Source organism: Hyphococcus luteus (genome assembly GCF_002943565.1).
In the GTDB taxonomy this organism is placed as follows: Bacteria; Pseudomonadota; Alphaproteobacteria; order Caulobacterales; family Parvularculaceae; genus Hyphococcus; species Hyphococcus luteus.
Window position 1 is genome coordinate 316,730 of sequence record NZ_PJCH01000005.1, and the last position, 16,068, is coordinate 332,797.

Annotated in this window: 16 protein-coding genes and 1 tRNA gene; 8 read left to right on the plus strand and 9 right to left on the minus strand. The window is 61.9% G+C overall.

Features of this window, described 5'->3' with window-relative positions; all coding sequences use genetic code 11:
* The first annotated feature begins 129 nt into the window (after positions 1-129).
* From CW354_RS06370 to CW354_RS06385, 4 genes are read left to right on the plus strand one after another with little or no spacing between them, the layout of a single operon-like run.
* A complete protein-coding gene (locus tag CW354_RS06370; RefSeq protein ID WP_104829204.1) occupies positions 130-1,347 on the plus strand; it encodes an Nramp family divalent metal transporter in 1,218 nt (405 codons plus the stop codon).
* Positions 1,347-2,105 (plus strand): 5-oxoprolinase subunit PxpA, encoded by a 759-nt coding sequence (locus tag CW354_RS06375; RefSeq protein WP_104829205.1) that lies wholly within the window; start codon positions 1,347-1,349, stop codon positions 2,103-2,105. Before CW354_RS06370 ends, CW354_RS06375 begins: the two co-directional genes overlap by 1 nt.
* Positions 2,102-2,791 (plus strand): 5-oxoprolinase subunit PxpB, encoded by a 690-nt coding sequence (gene pxpB / locus CW354_RS06380; protein ID WP_104829206.1) that lies wholly within the window; start codon positions 2,102-2,104, stop codon positions 2,789-2,791. The genes CW354_RS06375 and pxpB overlap by 4 nt, the downstream gene beginning before the upstream one ends.
* Positions 2,788-3,747: a 5-oxoprolinase subunit C family protein gene (locus tag CW354_RS06385; protein ID WP_104829207.1), complete on the plus strand. Its 960-nt coding sequence runs from the start codon at positions 2,788-2,790 to the stop codon at positions 3,745-3,747. The genes pxpB and CW354_RS06385 overlap by 4 nt, the downstream gene beginning before the upstream one ends.
* Here CW354_RS06385 and CW354_RS06390 read toward each other — a convergent pair.
* From CW354_RS06390 to rpmI, 8 genes are all read right to left on the minus strand, one after another.
* On the minus strand, positions 3,709-5,310 hold the full coding sequence (locus CW354_RS06390) for a BCCT family transporter (RefSeq protein ID WP_133162203.1): 1,602 nt from the start codon (positions 5,308-5,310) through the stop codon (positions 3,709-3,711). The two genes, CW354_RS06385 and CW354_RS06390, sit on opposite strands and share 39 nt — an antisense overlap.
* 91 nt (positions 5,311-5,401) lie before the next feature.
* Positions 5,402-5,477: transfer RNA gene (locus tag CW354_RS06395), tRNA-Thr, on the minus strand.
* 109 nt (positions 5,478-5,586) lie between these two features.
* Entirely contained in the window at positions 5,587-7,995 is a 2,409-nt protein-coding gene (gene pheT / locus CW354_RS06400; RefSeq protein ID WP_104829209.1) for a phenylalanine--tRNA ligase subunit beta, read from the minus strand.
* Positions 7,992-8,624 carry a hypothetical protein gene (locus CW354_RS06405; RefSeq protein WP_104829210.1) on the minus strand — a complete coding sequence of 211 codons (633 nt, stop codon included), beginning with the start codon at positions 8,622-8,624 and terminating at the stop codon, positions 7,992-7,994. Before CW354_RS06405 ends, pheT begins: the two co-directional genes overlap by 4 nt.
* Complete coding sequence (locus tag CW354_RS06410) at positions 8,624-9,007, minus strand: DUF302 domain-containing protein (RefSeq protein WP_104829211.1); 384 nt, start codon at positions 9,005-9,007, stop codon at positions 8,624-8,626. Before CW354_RS06410 ends, CW354_RS06405 begins: the two co-directional genes overlap by 1 nt.
* A 234-nt stretch (positions 9,008-9,241) precedes the next feature.
* Entirely contained in the window at positions 9,242-10,318 is a 1,077-nt protein-coding gene (pheS, locus tag CW354_RS06420; RefSeq protein ID WP_104829213.1) for a phenylalanine--tRNA ligase subunit alpha, read from the minus strand.
* Between the two features lie 433 nt (positions 10,319-10,751).
* Positions 10,752-11,108: a 50S ribosomal protein L20 gene (gene rplT / locus CW354_RS06425; protein ID WP_104829214.1), complete on the minus strand. Its 357-nt coding sequence runs from the start codon at positions 11,106-11,108 to the stop codon at positions 10,752-10,754.
* A gap of 12 nt (positions 11,109-11,120) precedes the next feature.
* The gene (gene rpmI, locus CW354_RS06430; RefSeq protein ID WP_104830018.1) at positions 11,121-11,321 is read right to left on the minus strand and encodes a 50S ribosomal protein L35; all 201 of its coding nucleotides are present in this window, start codon (positions 11,319-11,321) and stop codon (positions 11,121-11,123) included.
* A gap of 425 nt (positions 11,322-11,746) precedes the next feature.
* Between rpmI and CW354_RS06440 the strand changes: the two genes are divergently transcribed.
* Both CW354_RS06440 and CW354_RS06445 read left to right on the plus strand, forming a co-directional pair.
* Entirely contained in the window at positions 11,747-12,709 is a 963-nt protein-coding gene (locus CW354_RS06440; protein WP_104829216.1) for an aspartyl protease family protein, read from the plus strand.
* 37 nt (positions 12,710-12,746) lie between these two features.
* On the plus strand, positions 12,747-14,057 hold the full coding sequence (locus CW354_RS06445) for a metal-dependent hydrolase family protein (RefSeq protein WP_104829217.1): 1,311 nt from the start codon (positions 12,747-12,749) through the stop codon (positions 14,055-14,057).
* 4 nt (positions 14,058-14,061) lie between these two features.
* Here the strand turns inward: CW354_RS06445 and CW354_RS06450 are convergent, their stop codons facing one another.
* Entirely contained in the window at positions 14,062-14,520 is a 459-nt protein-coding gene (locus tag CW354_RS06450; protein WP_104829218.1) for an Lrp/AsnC family transcriptional regulator, read from the minus strand.
* 126 nt (positions 14,521-14,646) lie between these two features.
* On the opposite strand from CW354_RS06450, the gene CW354_RS06455 reads away from it, so the two are divergent.
* Positions 14,647-14,922, plus strand: a complete 276-nt coding sequence (locus CW354_RS06455; RefSeq protein ID WP_104829219.1) for a DUF6356 family protein — start codon at positions 14,647-14,649, stop codon at positions 14,920-14,922.
* Between the two features lie 36 nt (positions 14,923-14,958).
* Positions 14,959-15,972 (plus strand): YeiH family protein, encoded by a 1,014-nt coding sequence (locus CW354_RS06460; RefSeq protein ID WP_104829220.1) that lies wholly within the window; start codon positions 14,959-14,961, stop codon positions 15,970-15,972.
* Positions 15,973-16,068: the final 96 nt, after the last annotated feature.

Consider the following 16,068-nt stretch of genomic DNA (forward strand, 5'->3'; position numbering starts at 1 on the left):
ATCGCTCGCGCTCGCGTATCAGCGCACATTGCGTGAGACCGCTCCGGACAGGGTTCGGAGCGGTTTTCGCATTTAAGAACCGCCGCGCGGCGTTCGCTTTTCGCGAAGCTTGAGGCTAGTCTCTCGCCCATGTTGAAACGCTTTCGTGCAATCGGTCCCGGCGCGCTCACCGCCGCGGCCTTCATCGGCCCGGGGACGGTGACGACCGCGACCGTCGCCGGCGCGGCTTATGGCTATGCGCTCGCCTGGGCGCTGGTTTTCGCCACCATCGCCGCCGTCATTTTACAGGAAACGGCCGCGCGACTCGGCGTCGTCGCGCGGCTCGGCCTCGGCGAAGCGATTATGCAGCGCTTCTCCGAAACGCCGATTCTGAAATGGATTTCAGGCGCGCTCATTATCGCCGCTCTCTTCATCGGCAACGCCGCCTATGAGGGCGGCAATATCGCCGGCGCCGTTCTCGGGCTGCAGGCGGCCGCGCCCGGCTTCGCCTCGCGCGGCGTTCTCGCCGCTGTCATCGCGCTCGCCGCCGGCGCCATTCTTCTTTTCGGCGGCTATCGCATGATCGAAAAAGTGCTGATCTTCGCCGTCCTCCTCATGACATTGGCCTTTGCGACGGCGCTTTTCATCATCGGTCCCGACTGGGGCGCCCTCATCAAAGGCGCGTTCATTCCCTATATTCCTTTCGGCGCGTTCCCGCTGGTGCTCGGTCTCATCGGCACGACCATCGTGCCTTACAATCTCTTTCTCCACGCCGCGGCCGCGCGTAAAAGATGGCAAGGCCCGGAAGGCTTGAGCGAGGCGCGATTCGACGCGCGGCTTTCCATCGGCGTCGGCGGCGTGGTTTCGATCCTCGTTCTGTCCACGGCGGCGGCGAGTCTATTCGGGACCGGAACCGTGATCGCCAACGTCGGGGACATGGCCCGCCAGCTCGAGCCCGCCTTCGGCGCCGCCGCGACCTGGCTCATCGCCCTCGGCCTGTTCGCGGCTGGCCTTTCCTCGGCGATCACGGCGCCGCTGGCCACCGGTTTCGCCGCGGCGGAGCTTTTCGGGTTTGAAAGCGATCCGAAAGCAGCGAAATTCCGCCTTGTCGCCGGCGTCGTCCTTCTTGCCGGCGCAATCGTCGCCGTCACCGGCGCCAAGCCCGTCGAAGTCATTCTCTTTGCGCAAATCGCCAACGGATTGCTCTTGCCGATTATCGCCACATTCCTACTTTATGCAGCAAACAACAAGAAGCTTCTTGGCGCGAACGCCAACGGGCTTCTCGCGAACGCCGCCGGCATTCTGGTGACGCTGATCGCCGCCATGCTGGGCCTTCGCGGAATCTTGCGCGCGCTCGGAGTGATGTAATGCGCATCATCGATCTTAACGCCGATATGGGCGAATATGCGAATGAAGCGGAAGAAGAAAACGAAGCTGCGATTATGCCGCTCGTCTCTTCCTGCTCTATCGCCTGCGGCGGGCACGCCGGCGACGAGGACACCATGCGCGCAACGGCAAAGCGCGCCAAAGTCCATGACGTCGGCATCGGCGCTCATCCTTCCTATCCCGACCGGGAAGGTTTCGGGCGACGCAGCCTCCTCTTTGACGACGACCACCTTCTCTCGGCTTTGAAAGGCCAGATCGCCGCACTTAAAATAATTCTGGATGAAGAAGATGCGCCGCTCGCCCATGTAAAACCCCATGGCGCGCTTTATAACGACGCCGCCAGGGAGCTTTCCCTGGCGCGTCTTGTCGCCGAGGCAGCGCATGACATTCTGGAGGGCGGCGCCATTCTTGTGGGCCCGCCGGGCTCCGCGCTCGAAGCGGCAGCAAAAGAAAAAGAGCTTCGCTTTGCCGCGGAAGGTTTTGTGGACCGTCTTTATCGCGCCTCCGGCGCGCTGACGCCTCGGAGCGAACCAGGCGCCGTGCTGGCCGATATGGCGGCGCGCGCGGAACAGGCGCTCGCCATCGCCCAAGGCGGCGAACTGTCCGCCTCGGACGGGTCGCTTATCATCGCCGCGCATACGCTGTGCATTCACAGCGATTCGCCGGGCGCCGCAGAGACCGCAAAGGCGGTGCGCAGCGCGCTTGAACGCGCGGGCTTTTCCATACGGTCTTTCGCATGAGCGCGCTTTCTTTTGAAATCAACGCCTTCGGCGAAGCGACGTGGCTGGCGCGTCTTCATGGCCGCGACATGATTGCGACAGCGCTCGCCGCCAACCTGATCGCCGACCGCCTGCGTCCGTCTTACGGCGTGACGGATTGCGTCGCCGGCGTCGACAGCGTGGTTTTGCGCTTTGACCCGTCAGGGCTTGCACCGCAAACCGCCCGCGCAATGCTCGAAGACGCCGTAAAAGAAACGCCTTTAACAGCAGCGACGCCTGAAACCAAAATTGAAATTCCGGTCTGTTACGGCGGCGAATACGGTCCCGACCTCGCCGCACTGGCGCAAAAGCTGTCGCTCAGCGAAGCGGGCCTCATCGAACGACACGCAGCACAGAAATATCGTGTGCTGACCATTGGTTTCGCGCCGGGCTTTGCTTATCTCGGCCCTTTGCCCGAAAGCCTGCAAACCTCGCGTCTCGCAAGCCCGCGAACGCATGTGCCGGCTGGATCGGTGGGCGTCGCCGGCGCCATGACCGGCGTTTATCCCCTCGCCTCACCGGGCGGCTGGCCCCTGATCGGGCGCACGCCGAAAAAACTCTTCAATGCAAAAGCCGATGCGCCTTTCATTTTCACGCCGGGCGCGGAAGTCTCTTTCACGCCAGTGAGCGAAGACGCTTTTGCACGCATGCAAGACGAAGCCGCATGAACGTCCTCGCCGAAATCACCAAAGCCGGGCTTTTGACGACGGTTCAGGATTTAGGCCGCAAAGGAAGCCGCCATCTCGGCGTTCCCTTGGCGGGCGGCGCCGATCCATTTTCCCTCGCCCTCGCCAACGCCGCGCTTGGCAATGCGCCCGGCGCCGCGGCGCTGGAATGCACGCTGCAGGGCCCGTCCTTGCGCTTTCTGGCTCCGACGACGATTGCGCTTGCCGGCGCGAACATGGATGCGGCGCTCAATGGCGCGGCGATCCCGCTTTATGAAGCCGCAAGCGTAAAGGAAGGCGATGAGCTTGTGCTCGGCGCGGCGAAAACCGGCGCGCGCTGTTACATAGCCGTTGCGGGCGGATTAGCGGGCGAAGATTTCCTCGGCAGCGTTTCCACCTATGCGCCGGCGGCGCTGGGCGGCCTCGAAGGCCGCGCGCTCAAACCCGGCGACCGGCTGCGGAGCGGCGGCGGGAAAACCAGCGCGGCGCGCGAGATTCCAGCCGCCCTGCGGCCGCGCTTCACCTCTGAATTCTTCCTGCGCGCGACAAAGGGACCGGAGACCCATGAGCTTTCGCCCGACAGCCTCAAACAGTTTTTTTCCGCGCGCTGGACCGTAAGCCGCCGGGCCGGCCGTATGGGCCTGCAGCTTGAAGGACCGTCCCTCTCGCTGATTGAGACGCCTAGCCAAACCACAACGATGGCGTCGAGCCCGGTCTTTCCCGGCACAGTGCAATGCCCGCCCGACGGCGCGCCGTTCCTGCTCTCCTGCGACGCGCAGACTGTGGGCGGCTATCCGCGCATCGCGCAACTGATCGCCGCCGATCTGCCGCTTGCCGGACAGATGCGCGCCGGCGATCATCTATGGCTGCGGCGAACCGGTGAAGAAGAGGCCTGCGACATCGCGCAAAAAAAGGCCGCGCTACTCGCCGACATTTTCCCTTGCGGATTCTTCCGCTGACGCCGGCTGCGCCGCCGCGCGGATCTCATCGAGCCAGGCGAGGCGCAGGGATATAATCACCGCGCCCATCGCGATCAGGATGAACAGCCCCGGCAGGCCGCCGAGATTGGACAACATCCGCACCCCGTCGATCCCCGTCGTCGCCGTCATGATGAAGGCGACGGCGCCGATCAGCACGCCCCAGAAGATTTTCACCCAGCGCTCGGCGCGCGGGCGCGCTTCGCCGGGGCCGATCTTTTTAAGACACACATTGGTGATCGAAACTGTGTTCGAATCCATCGCCGTCACAAACGAGACGAAAGTGAGCACGATGAAAAGCAGGATGACGATCTGGCTGAACGGCAACGCGTCAAAGAGCGCATAGATCACCGCTTCCGGCCCGCGGGCGTCAAGCGCGGCGACAAAGGCGTGGCTCGACGCCGCATCGAGATTGATCGCCGCCCCGCCGAACACCGTCATCCAAAGCCCGCCGAACAAGGCCGGCGCGACAAGATTGAAGAGGATGAACTCCCGCACCGTATAGCCGACCGAGATGCGGCCCAGGAACAGCGCCGTGACGGGCGCCCAGGCGAGCCAGTTGGCGAAGTAAAATACGGTCCAGTCGCGGGTCCAGTCGGACCCGGCGCGCTCGCCCAGCGCCAGGCTGCGCGGAATAAAATTCATCACATATTGCCCGACGCTTTCCGCGCCGAGCGCCAGGATCTGCAAGGTCGGACCGGCGAGAAGAACGAACACGACCAGCACGAAAAAGAAGCGCGTATTGAAGTCCGAGAGATATTTGATGCCGCGCTGCAATCCGCTGATCGAGGAGACGACAAACATGACGACAATGGCGGCTGTCACGAAAAGGCGCAGCATTGTCGTGTCGTAAACGCCCGCCGCCGCTTCAAGTCCGCCGGCGAGCGTCATTACTCCTGCGCCGAGGGACGCGGCGACGCCCGCCACCAGCGCGTAAAGCCCGACCGCATCGATGAGCGCGCCGATGCGCCCTGTCGCCGCCTTGCCGATAATGACCGACAAGGGCCCGCTTAGGGAATAAGGCCGGCCGAGATTGTAATGGGCGAGCGCAAAGGCGAGCGCCGGCACGGTGTAAAGCGCATAAGGCGTCACCGTCCAGTGCATGAACATGGAGGAAAGCGCGAACTGCGCCGCTTCGTTCGTATAGGGATCGGCGTGCGCGAAAGGCGGCGGCGCCTTGATGTGAAACATCGGCTCCGCCGCGCCCCAGAACAAAATGCCGATGGCGATGGTCGTGCAGAGCGTAATGGAAAACCAGTTCCAGCGGCTGAGGATAGGCTTTGCATCGGGCCCGCCGATCCGCACCGATCCAAGCGGCGAGAACCCGACCCAGGCGATGAGCGCCACCGCCGCGAAGGAGGCGTAGCTGAAAAGCCAGCCGAAATATTTCAGGATCCAGTCCTTGGCGGCGGTCACGCCCGCATAGAACCCATCGAAATCCACGAGGCTGAAAGCAAGCGCCGATAAAAGGAGGATGACCGGCGGCCAGAAGACAAGCGGGCGGGTGGATTTGAGGGTTTCTCTTAAGATGGCGGGCGTCTCCATGGCGCGGGCCGCACAGTCATAGCCCAGCCGCGCGCCAGCCCCAAATTTTCCAGGGGAGCAAAAGCGCAATTTCAGTTTTCAGGGAAGGATATGGTGCCGCTTGTCAGACTTGAACTGACGACCCCATCATTACGAATGATGTGCTCTACCAACTGAGCTAAAGCGGCCCACTCCGTCTTTCGGAGGCGAGGGTCTTAGCTTGGCCGGGCGCGATCCGCAAGCCGGTCAGACGTCCGAAATCGCCCCCGCGGCGGGAAAGGCGCAAGACGCGCCCCATTAGCCGCGCAACGTCCCGCCGGTAGCCTTTTCAACCTGGGCGACGATGCGCGCCGACACCGCCTCGATCTCCTCGTCCGTTAAGGTTTTCTCCCGCGGCTGCAGGGTGACTTCGACCGCGAGGGACTTCATGCCCTCGGGCACGCCCTTGCCCTGGTAGACGTCGAAGAGGGAGACGTCCGCGATAAGCTTTTTCTCCGCGCCCCGCACGGCTTTCAGAAGCGTTTCTGCCGTAACGCCTTCCTCCACCACAAAGGCGAAATCGCGGGTCAGCGGCAGAAACTCCGAGGCGTCGAGCGCGGCTCGTGTCTTGGTCGGCTTTTTCTTCGAGGCCGGGATCTGGTCAAGGAAGACCTCGAAGCCATGGACCGGCCCGTCCACATCCATGGCTTTCAAGACGCGCGGATGAATCTCGCCGAAATGGGCGAGCGCTTTCGGCCCGAGGCGCAAAACGCCAGAGCGGCCGGGGTGAAAATAGTCAGGCGCGTCGGCGCTGGTCTGCAGGCTCGCGACCGGCGCGCCGGCGGCTTCGAGCGCAGCGATGGCGTCGGCCTTTACGGTGAAAACATCCGCCGTCGCGCGCGCGCCTTGCCAGTGGCGGGTAGGGTGAGAAAGACGCGCGCCGCCGGCGGCGTTCTGGTGATCCGCAGGCTGATCGCCGGCGTAAATCGGCGCAACCTCAAAAAGCGCGAGATCGTCGCGGCCGCGGTCGGCATTGCGCTGAAGCGCGGAAATGAGGTTCGGCAATAGAGAGGACCGCATGACGCCGAGGTCCGATGCAATCGGATTGGCGAGAACAAGCCCCTTGGCCTTGATCTCCTCTGCGCTCATGAAGAGTTCGGCGTGTTTTTCGTCAAGGAAGGACCAGGTCACAGCCTCGAGCATGCCGCGGGCGGCCAACACGCGGCGCGCCATCCGCCGCCGGTCCTGGCCCGGCGTCAGCTTCGGCGTCTCGACAGGCTTCAAAGCCGGGAGGGTTTCCGTCGGCAGATGATCAAAGCCGACAATGCGCGCGACCTCTTCGACGAGGTCGGCCTTTCCTTCAATGTCCGGGCGCCAGGACGGAACGTCCACCTGCCAAGGGTCGCTCTTTCTCACCGTGAAGCCGAGCGCTTCGAGGATTTCCTCGGCTTTTTCGGGCGCGACATCCATGCCGGTCAGGCGTTTCACCTCCGCCGGCGGAAAGAGAACCGTATTATCCGTTTGCGGAACAGCCCCAGCGAGCTCGACTTCGGACGGCTCGCCGCCGCACATATCCATGACAAGCTGTGTCGCCATTTCCATGCCCGGCAGGATGAAATCGGGATCGACGCCGCGCTCGAAGCGGTAGCGCGCATCGGAATTAATGCCCGTCTTGCGGCCGGTTTTCGCCGTGCGAAGGGGATCGAAATAGGCGCATTCGATGAAGACATTCGTCGTCTCTTCCGTGCAGCCCGTATCCTCGCCGCCCATGACGCCGCCGAGACCGAGCACGCCGGAATCATCGGCGATGACCGTCATGGTCTCGTCGATTTCATATTCCTTGCCGTCGAGCGCAAGCAGTTTCTCTCCTTTTTTCCCGAGCCGCGCGCGGATAACGCCCTGCAGCTTGTCGGCGTCGAAAACGTGGAGCGGGCGGGCGCGGTCGTAAGACATGTAATTGGTGATATCGACCAGCGCGCTGATGGGACGAAGACCGATGGCGCGCAGGCGGTCCTGCAGCCATTTCGGCGACGGCCCGTTCTTGACGCCGCGCACATAACGCCCGGCGAAAACCGGACAGGCGTTTTCCGAGCCTTCGGGGAAATCGAGCTCAACCTTTTGCGGCGAGGGATAATCGCCCTTGATGGGCTTCGGGTCGGGCGAGATGAAATCGCCGATCTTCGCCGCCGCAAGGTCGCGCGCCACGCCGTTGACGCCATTGGTGTCGGGCCGGTTGGGGGTCACTTCGAAATCGATGACCGGATCGTTGACGCCCATCACCGACGCCACCGGATCGCCGACTTGCGCCGATGCCGGCGCCTCGATAATGCCGTCATGATCGTCGCCCATTTCAAGCTCGCGGACCGAGCACATCATGCCGTGGCTCTCGACGCCGCGGATTTTCGCTTTCGACAGCGTCACGTCGATGCCGGGCACATAAGCGCCCACCGGCGCATAAGCGACCTTGATCCCCGCGCGCGCGTTGGGCGCGCCGCAGACGATCTGCATCTCGCCGTCCTTCGTGGCGACGCGGCAGACCTTGAGCTTATCGGCGTCTGGATGCTGCTCGGCCTCTATGACTTCGCCGATGGTAAAGGCGGAAAGACGTTCCTCCGGGTTTTCGACGTCTTCGACCTCGAGGCCGACGGCGACCATGATCTCGACGATGTCGTCGAGACTGGCGTCCGTTGCAAGATGGTCTTTTAACCAGGATAAGGTGAACTTCATGACGCTTCATCTTCCGAGATGGTTTGCAGCAAACGCGCGACGACATCGCTGCCGGCGCGCTCGCATGATTTTACAGGTTCGGGAACGGCTCTGTTATCCGGCGTATTTTTCCAGCAACGGTCAAAGACCGAGCAATAACAAACGCCGAAAAAGGCGTCGTCCGGATCGCCGGAAAAGACACGCTGTCTCAACATCTCAAACCCGGCGTCCGTCTCCTCATTGCTCGGCCAGGAAAAGACAATGGCCTGCGCCTCGTGCCCCGCAGCAAGTATGCCGACCGCCGTATCGAGATTCGACTGAAAGTCCTTGCGCAACGCTTCAGGCATGAACCGGTCGCGCAGATCCGGCCAGTCCTTGACCGGCGCGCCGCCGACAAAAAGGTCGGCGCTTTCAATCACCGCCGGGCCGATGCCGTCATTGCGAACGGAAACGGTCAAGACATGCCGATCGCCTTCCGACGAAAGCCCGCCGGACACATTGAGCACCGGCAGGACGCTGGCATGCTGTTGTTTGCGCATGATCTGCGCCTGATCCCAGGCGACGAAAAGCGCGCAGGCGCCGATGACGATGGCGGCGATGGAGCCGATCGTTTCGAAGCTGAGGGAAAGGCGTTTTTCAGACTTCGCCATCAAAGCGCCTCGATCACCCTCGCAAGCGCGTCTTTCACCGGCCCTGCGATGTCGGCGAGGCCGGGATTGTCGACCGCCTTCATCGAGGCGACCGGGTCGACCGCCGCGACTTCGACGCCTTCATCCGTTTGCTGAACGATGACGTTGCAGGGCAGCATGACGCCGATCTTGTCTTCGGCGGAGAGCGCCTTATACGCCATTTTCGGATTACAGGCGCCGAGAATGCGGTAGGGGCGGAAATCGACATCGATCTTTTTCTTTAATGTCGCCTTGACGTCGATGTCGGTGAGAACGCCGAAGCCTTCGGCCTTCAGCGCCTCTGTGACGCGTTCGATCACGTCGTCAAAATCGCCGGAAACGGTTTTCGCGATGTAGTAGGTCATTGGTTTTGATCGCTCCTGTTTCGCCGTTGAGTCCAGAAATAATAGGCCACAAAAAACAACACCCAAATAAAGAGAATAACGGTTAAGGCTACGAATGAGCCTCTCGTACCGAAAAACCGAGTCGACACTTCCGCCGCGCCCCAGCTAAAGGCCATGATCACAAGGAACGCCAAGATTGGGCGTTTGGGCTTCTTATCAATGTCCGCGCGGGGTGATTGCTCGGTCATTTTGTCACTACTTGCTCAATCCCGCCCACAGGCTCGGCTGGTCGGCGGCGTCGAAACCGTAATGCTCGAGCCAGCGCGCGTCGGCGGTGAAGAAATCCCTGAGATCGGGAATGCCGTATTTCAGCATGGCGAGGCGGTCGACGCCCACGCCGAAAGCAAAGCCCTGATATTCGTCGGGATCGAGACCGCAATTTTTGAGGACATTCGGGTGCACCATGCCGCAGCCGAGAATCTCCATCCATTTCTCGCCCTGGCCGAAGCGCACCTCGTTGCCGACCCGCTCATATTGCACATCCATTTCCGCGGACGGCTCCGTGAACGGAAAGAAATGCGGGCGGAAGCGCGTCTTTACGTCGTCGAGCTCGAAGAAGGTTTTGACGAAGGCCTCGAGCACGCCTTTGAGGTGCCCCATATGGGTCTCCTTGTCGATCACAAGCCCTTCGACCTGATGGAACATCGGGGTGTGGGTCTGATCGCTGTCGCAGCGGAAGGTGCGGCCCGGAATGATGATCCGGATCGGCGGCTTCTGGGTCATCATGGTGCGGATCTGCACCGGCGAAGTGTGCGTTCTTAGCAGCATGCGCTGCCCGTCTTCCTTCGGTTCGAAGAAAAACGTGTCGTGCATCTCGCGCGCCGGGTGGTCCGGCGGAAAGTTCAGCGCGGTGAAGTTATGGAAATCGTCTTCGATGTCCGGGCCTTCGGCGACGTCGAAGCCCATGGCGGAAAAGATCGCGATGATTTCTTCCGTCACCTGGCTGACGGGATGAATCTTGCCTTTGGGCTCGGGACGCACCGGCAGGGTAACGTCGACTTTTTCAGAGGCGAGGCGCGCATCGAGCGCAGCCGCTTCAAGCTCGGCCTTCTTCGTCTCAATGGCCTCGGCGATACGGGTTTTAAGGCCGTTCAGCGCCGGACCCATTTCCTTGCGCTCTTCCGGGCTCATCTTGCCGAGCGTTTTCATCTTCTCGGAAACCGCGCCCTTCTTGCCGAGCGCGGAGACGCGCACCTCTTCCAGCGCCGCGCCCGTATCGGCGGCGCCTATCCTGGCGAGAAGGTCTGATTCGAGCTGTTCAATGTCGGACATCGCGTCCGGTCTCCATGCTTTTAAGACGTAAAAAAAGCGCCACCCTTCGGATGACGCTTACCGGCAGATACCGCTTCGGTCACCCGTTCAATCAACGCTCCTAAAAAAGAACTCGAAAAAGGTCACGGGGCGTGCGGCTCCAATGAAAAAATCCTGCCCCTTGAATATAAAGAGCGGGCCCTCTTGTCGAGGGCCCGCTCCCCATATCGCCTGTCCGGTGAGAGAAGGCGTTAAGCCCCCAAGGGCTTTTTTTGGACCGAGGCCAGCTGCTCCGGCATGGCCTCGTTGTCAGCATAGGCCGTGAGCATCGGTGAGGCGATCTTTTTAACCGTCCCGGCGACGGTGGAGTCGATGCAGGTTCTCAGCGCGCTCAAATAGAAAGGCGCTTGATTTTCAAGCGCCTTTCAGGATCGTTAAACACCCGTAACAGTTATTAGGCGAGGGCCGCTTTCGCTTTTTCCGCCAACGCCTTAAAGGCCTCCGGCTCTTTTACCGCAATGTCGGCCAGCACCTTGCGGTCGACCTCGACGCCGGCCTTGGTGAGGCCGTCAATGAAGCGGGCATAGGTGAAATCAAGCTCGCGGCAGGCGGCGTTGATGCGCTGGATCCAGAGCGAGCGGAAATTGCGCTTGCGCGCCCGGCGGTCGCGATAGGCGTACTGGCCGGCCTTCTCCACCGCCTGATTGGCGACGCGGAAGGTGTTTTTGCGGCGGCCGTAATAGCCTTTGGCTTTGCCGATGATTTTCTTATGGCGGGCGTGAGCGGTGACGCCTCTTTTCACACGTGACATGGGGCGGTCTCCTTAGCGGTTATAGGGCATGTATTTCTTGACGATTTTCGCGTCGGGATCGGACAGCACGTCCATGCCGCGGTTCTGGCGGATTTGCTTGGGCGTGCGCTTGATCATGCCGTGACGTTTGCCGGAGACGCCGGCTTTGACCTTGCCGGTGGCGGTCATTTTGAAGCGCTTTTTCGCGCCTGATTTGGTCTTCAGTTTGGGCATTTTGCTTTTCCTTAAAGGGTCCTTTCGGACGCGCAACAAGACCGCCAAGGCATGCCAAAAGGCCCGGCGACCGGTGAGAAGGCGCGGGTTATAGCCGAAGAGCCCCATCTTTCAAGGGCGAAACGCCGAAAATCGGGGATTTTTCCCCGCGCCGTCGGCCCCCGGGCCGCTCCTTTTTGACCGGCCCCCTTCGCTAGCGCAGCAAAAGCAGGACGCCCGCGGCAAGGCCCAGGACGGAAACAGCGAAAAGCGCTTTCCGGGCAGGCGGCGGCAGACGCCGGACAATGTGAATCATGCAACCCTCCATCACAAAGTCGAGAATACGCAGGATCGGCCACCCCGCAATGCTTGAGGCCCTAGTGACTTGGCCTCTCATCGCCATATGATGCGCATGGGCGCGCGATTTTCCTGTCTAGGGAGGGCGGATGAAATCGTTGCTTTTTCGGCTGGCCGGCGCGGCCGGCGCATGGGGTCTTCTTTCATGCTTGTCGATCGCGATGGCGGCTTTGCCGCCGCGCGGCGTCGAGCCTGTGGCGGAAATTCCCTACCGCATCGCCTATCAGGGCTGGTTCACCGTAGAAGCGAGCGTCAACGGAACCGGCCCGCACGACTTCATCGTCGATTCCGGCGCCACCATCACCTCCGTCTTCGCCAATCTCGCCGCGCAGCAGGAGATGCCGCCCGTCGCCGGAAAGAGCATTCAGATTCTCGGACTCACGGGCGCGCAGGAGCTGCCGGCCTATATGCTCGGCGACATAGATTTCAACGGCGTCGCGATGACCGACCATTTAGGCGTGGTCCTGCCGGACTGGGCGCCGCCGAACACGCCGCCGCAAGGGGTCATGGGGCTTGACCTTCTGACGCGCTACACGGTGCATGTGGACACCAAAGACAAGGTCATCCGGTTTTACGATCCGTCCGTCCGGCTCGAAAAGCGCCGCCGCTGGGTCAGAACGAGGATGAAGTTGTTCAAGGCCCAAGGCTCGCCTTCGAAACTTTACACCGTTGAAGTCAAGGTCAACGCGGCGCGCATTCCTTGCATTCTCGATCTCGGCGCCTCCGGCACGATCTTCAACATGGAGGCCTTGCGCAACATGATGACGGGCGTCAGGCGCAGCCCCGCCTCGGGGCCGGGTTTTACGACCGGCTCGCGCGTCAAAGATGTTTTCGATGTGAGCGACCGCGCGCAGCCCGTTCGAATTCAGCGTTTGAAAATCGGCGGCGCGACCTGGCACAACAGGATCTTCGCCGTATATGACGCGCCCATCTTCGCCGATCTCGGCTATGAGCGAAAACCGTTTTGCCTCATCGGCGCCGATATGTTCTCCAGGCGCAGCATCCTGTTCGATTTCAAGAGAGAAAAGCTCTATATAGGCCCCGAACGCTAAGACGCCGCCAATGCCGCGGCTGAAATAAGGGGCAATCATGAAACTGAAACTCGCCGCCGCTTTGTTGTTTCTGACAGGCGCAGGAGCCAACGCAGCCGATTACGCCGTCGTCCACGCAGGGCGGTTGCTCGCCGAACCAGGCGGCGCCGTGAGCGAAAACCAGACGGTGATCATCAAGGACGGCCGCGTGGCGCGCGTCGCTTCCGGGTTTCTCGGCGCTGACGACATCAACGCAAACGCAGACGACGCCGTCTCGGTCCATGACCTCAAATCCATGTTCGTCATGCCCGGCCTGATTGACGGTCATGTCCACATCACCAGTGAAAACAATCCGAAAGGCCGCCTGCAGCGGGTGGAGATGTCGGAAGCCGACCGCGCCATCGCCGGCGCCGGTTTCGCGAAGAAAACCCTCATGGCGGGCTTCACCACCGTGCGCGACGTGGGCGCCGGTTCATCCGATGCGATTTTCGCCCTGCGCGACGGGATTGCGCGCGGCGATGTCGCGGGGCCGCGCATCTTCGCCGCCGGCGCCGTCATTTCCGTCACCGGCGGCCATGGCGACGGCACGCAAGGCTATCGCGACGATATCGCCGAGCTCCTGCATTCCTCTGGTGTTTGCGACGGCGTCGGCGAATGCCGCAAGGCGGTGCGCGAACAGGTGCGCCGCGGCGCCGACCAGATCAAATTGACGGCGACGGCGGGCGTTCTCTCCAACACCGCCGCCGGGCTTGAACAACAGTTTTTCGAAGACGAATTGAAGGCGATCATCGACACCGCCCATTCCATGGGCCGCAAAACGACGGCGCACGCCCATGGCGTCAACGGCATCAATGCGGCGCTGCGCGCCGGCGTCGACACGATCGAACACGGCACTTATCTCGACAATGAATCGATCCGCCTGTTCCGGCGCAACGACGCCTATCTCGTGCCGACCATCCTCGCCGGCGTCACCGTCGCCGAATGGGCCGAGGATCCCGACACGTTTTTGCTGCCGCCGCAGCGCGCGAAAGCCGCCGAAGTCGGCCCGAAAATGCTCGACATGGCCCGGCGCGCCCATAAAGGCGGCGTCAAAATCGCCTTCGGCACCGATTCCGGCGTGTCGAAACATGGAGACAACGCGCGCGAATTCGCGCTTCTGGTCGAGGCCGGCTTGACCCCGATGGAGGCGATCCGCACCGCCACGCTCGCCGGCGCCGACAATCTCGGCAAGTCCGACGTGCTCGGATCAATCGCGCCCGGCAAATATGGCGACCTCGTCGCCGTCGACGGCGATCCCTTAACCGACATCACCGAGCTTGAAGACATCGACTTCGTGATGAAGGAAGGCGTCGTCTACAAAGACAAATAACGCCTCACGCATAATCGGTCGGCAGCTCCGTCGTCTCTTTCAGCACTTCCATGGAGAAGGTGGAGGTGACGTCGGAGAATTCGGCGGCCGCGATGAGCTTTTTGTAGACGCGGTCATAAGACGCCATGTCCGGCGCGACGACTTTCAAAAGATAGTCGATATCGCCGCTCATCCGGTGCACTTCGAGAATCTCCGGAATGCGCCGGATCGCGTCCGCGAATTTTTTGAGCCAGGCCTCGTTATGCTGCGGGGTCTTCACCGAAATGAAGGCGGTGAGGCTGAGGCCCAGCGCCGCCATGTCGGCGAGCGCCACGCGGGCGCGAATGACGCCGTCCTCCTCGAGCTTCTTGATCCGCCGCCAGCAGGGGGTGGCGGAAAGGCCGACCTCATGGGCGATATCACTAACAGGCGTCGATGAATCGCGTTGCAAAATGCGCAATATAGCTTTATCAGTAGAATCCATTCCAATATTCCTACAGAAATTAGAAAAAACTCGCAATAATTAGTTTTTCTATTGAATTCTGTAGGATTAATTTTCTCCCCTTCCCGCTTATGCTCGGCGCATCAAATGACGGAGCTCAGGGGATTTATGATTAAGCGCGCCTTCACAGACCATCCGGCCAGCGTCGGCGAGAGCTACGCCGAGCATATGGGCATGGCGTTCGGCTTCGGCGCGAAGATGATCGGCGCGGGCCTCGCCTGTCTCATCCATGGCTTTCTCCCCTTCCTGTTCAAACGCACCGGCCGCGACTGCATCGAGGCGTTGCACCACAGCATGGTGACCCATCGCGACCGGCGCATTCCCGCCGAAGACCCAACGCCGGTCATGACGCAGCGGGAAGACAGGCTCCGCGCGGCGGAGTAAGACGCGCCCCGCGCTTTCGAAAGGCCGCCCCGTTCCGTGACCGCTCTTTCCCGCTTGTCCGATAAAGCGCGCGCGCTCGCCCCCGGGCTTTTGCTCGCCGTTACGGTCGCCTTCGCCTCGCTGTTTATCGCCTCGCGTTATGGCGGGCCGGTGATGCTTTACGCGATCCTGTTCGGCATCGCCTTCAACTTCTTGAATGAAGACCCGAAGACGAGCGCCGGCATCCAGTTCGCTTCGAAACGCGTCTTGCAGCTTGGCGTCGTTCTCCTCGGCGCGTCGGTGACGTTTTCCGAAATCGCCGAGCTCGGCTGGGCGACGGCGCTGCTGGTCGTCGCCGCAGTTGCGACAACCATTGCGGCCGGCGTTCTCATCGGGCGCGGCGCGGGGCTTTCGGGCCCTCATGCAACGCTCTCCGCCGGCGCCGTCGCCATCTGCGGCGCATCGGCGGCGATGGCCATCGCCTCGGTCCTGCCGCAGACCAAAGACAGCGAGCGCAATCTCATTCTCACCGTTGTCGGCGTCACCACCCTCTCCACCGTCGCCATGGTGACCTATCCGTCGCTCGCGCATCTTTTCGGCTTTTCCGACATGCAGGCCGGGGTCTTTCTCGGCGCCACTATTCACGACGTGGCGCAGGTGATCGGCGCCGGCTACATCGTCTCCGACGAAGCGGGCGCGGTCGCGGCCATCGTCAAGCTGATGCGCGTCACCCTGCTTGCGCCCGCCGTTTTCGTCATCGCGCTTGCGTTCTCGCGCCACGCCGGAACGGATGCGACGGGCCGCGCTTTTCCGATGTTTCTTTTCGGTTTCGCAGCGCTCATGGCGGCGAACAGTTTCGGCCTCGTGCCCGACGCCTTTCGCGACGGGATCGCCGGCGCTTCGCGCTTTTGCCTTGTCGTCGCGGTCTCCGCGCTCGGCGTCAAAACCGCGCTCAAGGAGCTTTTCGAGGTGGGCCACAGGCCGGTCGCCACGCTCGCCCTGCAGACCGCGTGGCTTGCGGTTTTCGTCGGCCTCGCCGTCGCCTTCGGCAAAGGCGTGCTGCCGCACTAGGAGCGTGATCGGAAAAAATGGAGACCGGTTTTTCGGTTCGATCACGCGACCGCTAAAAAAGCCGGTTAACACAACCTTAAACCGCCAATCCCCATC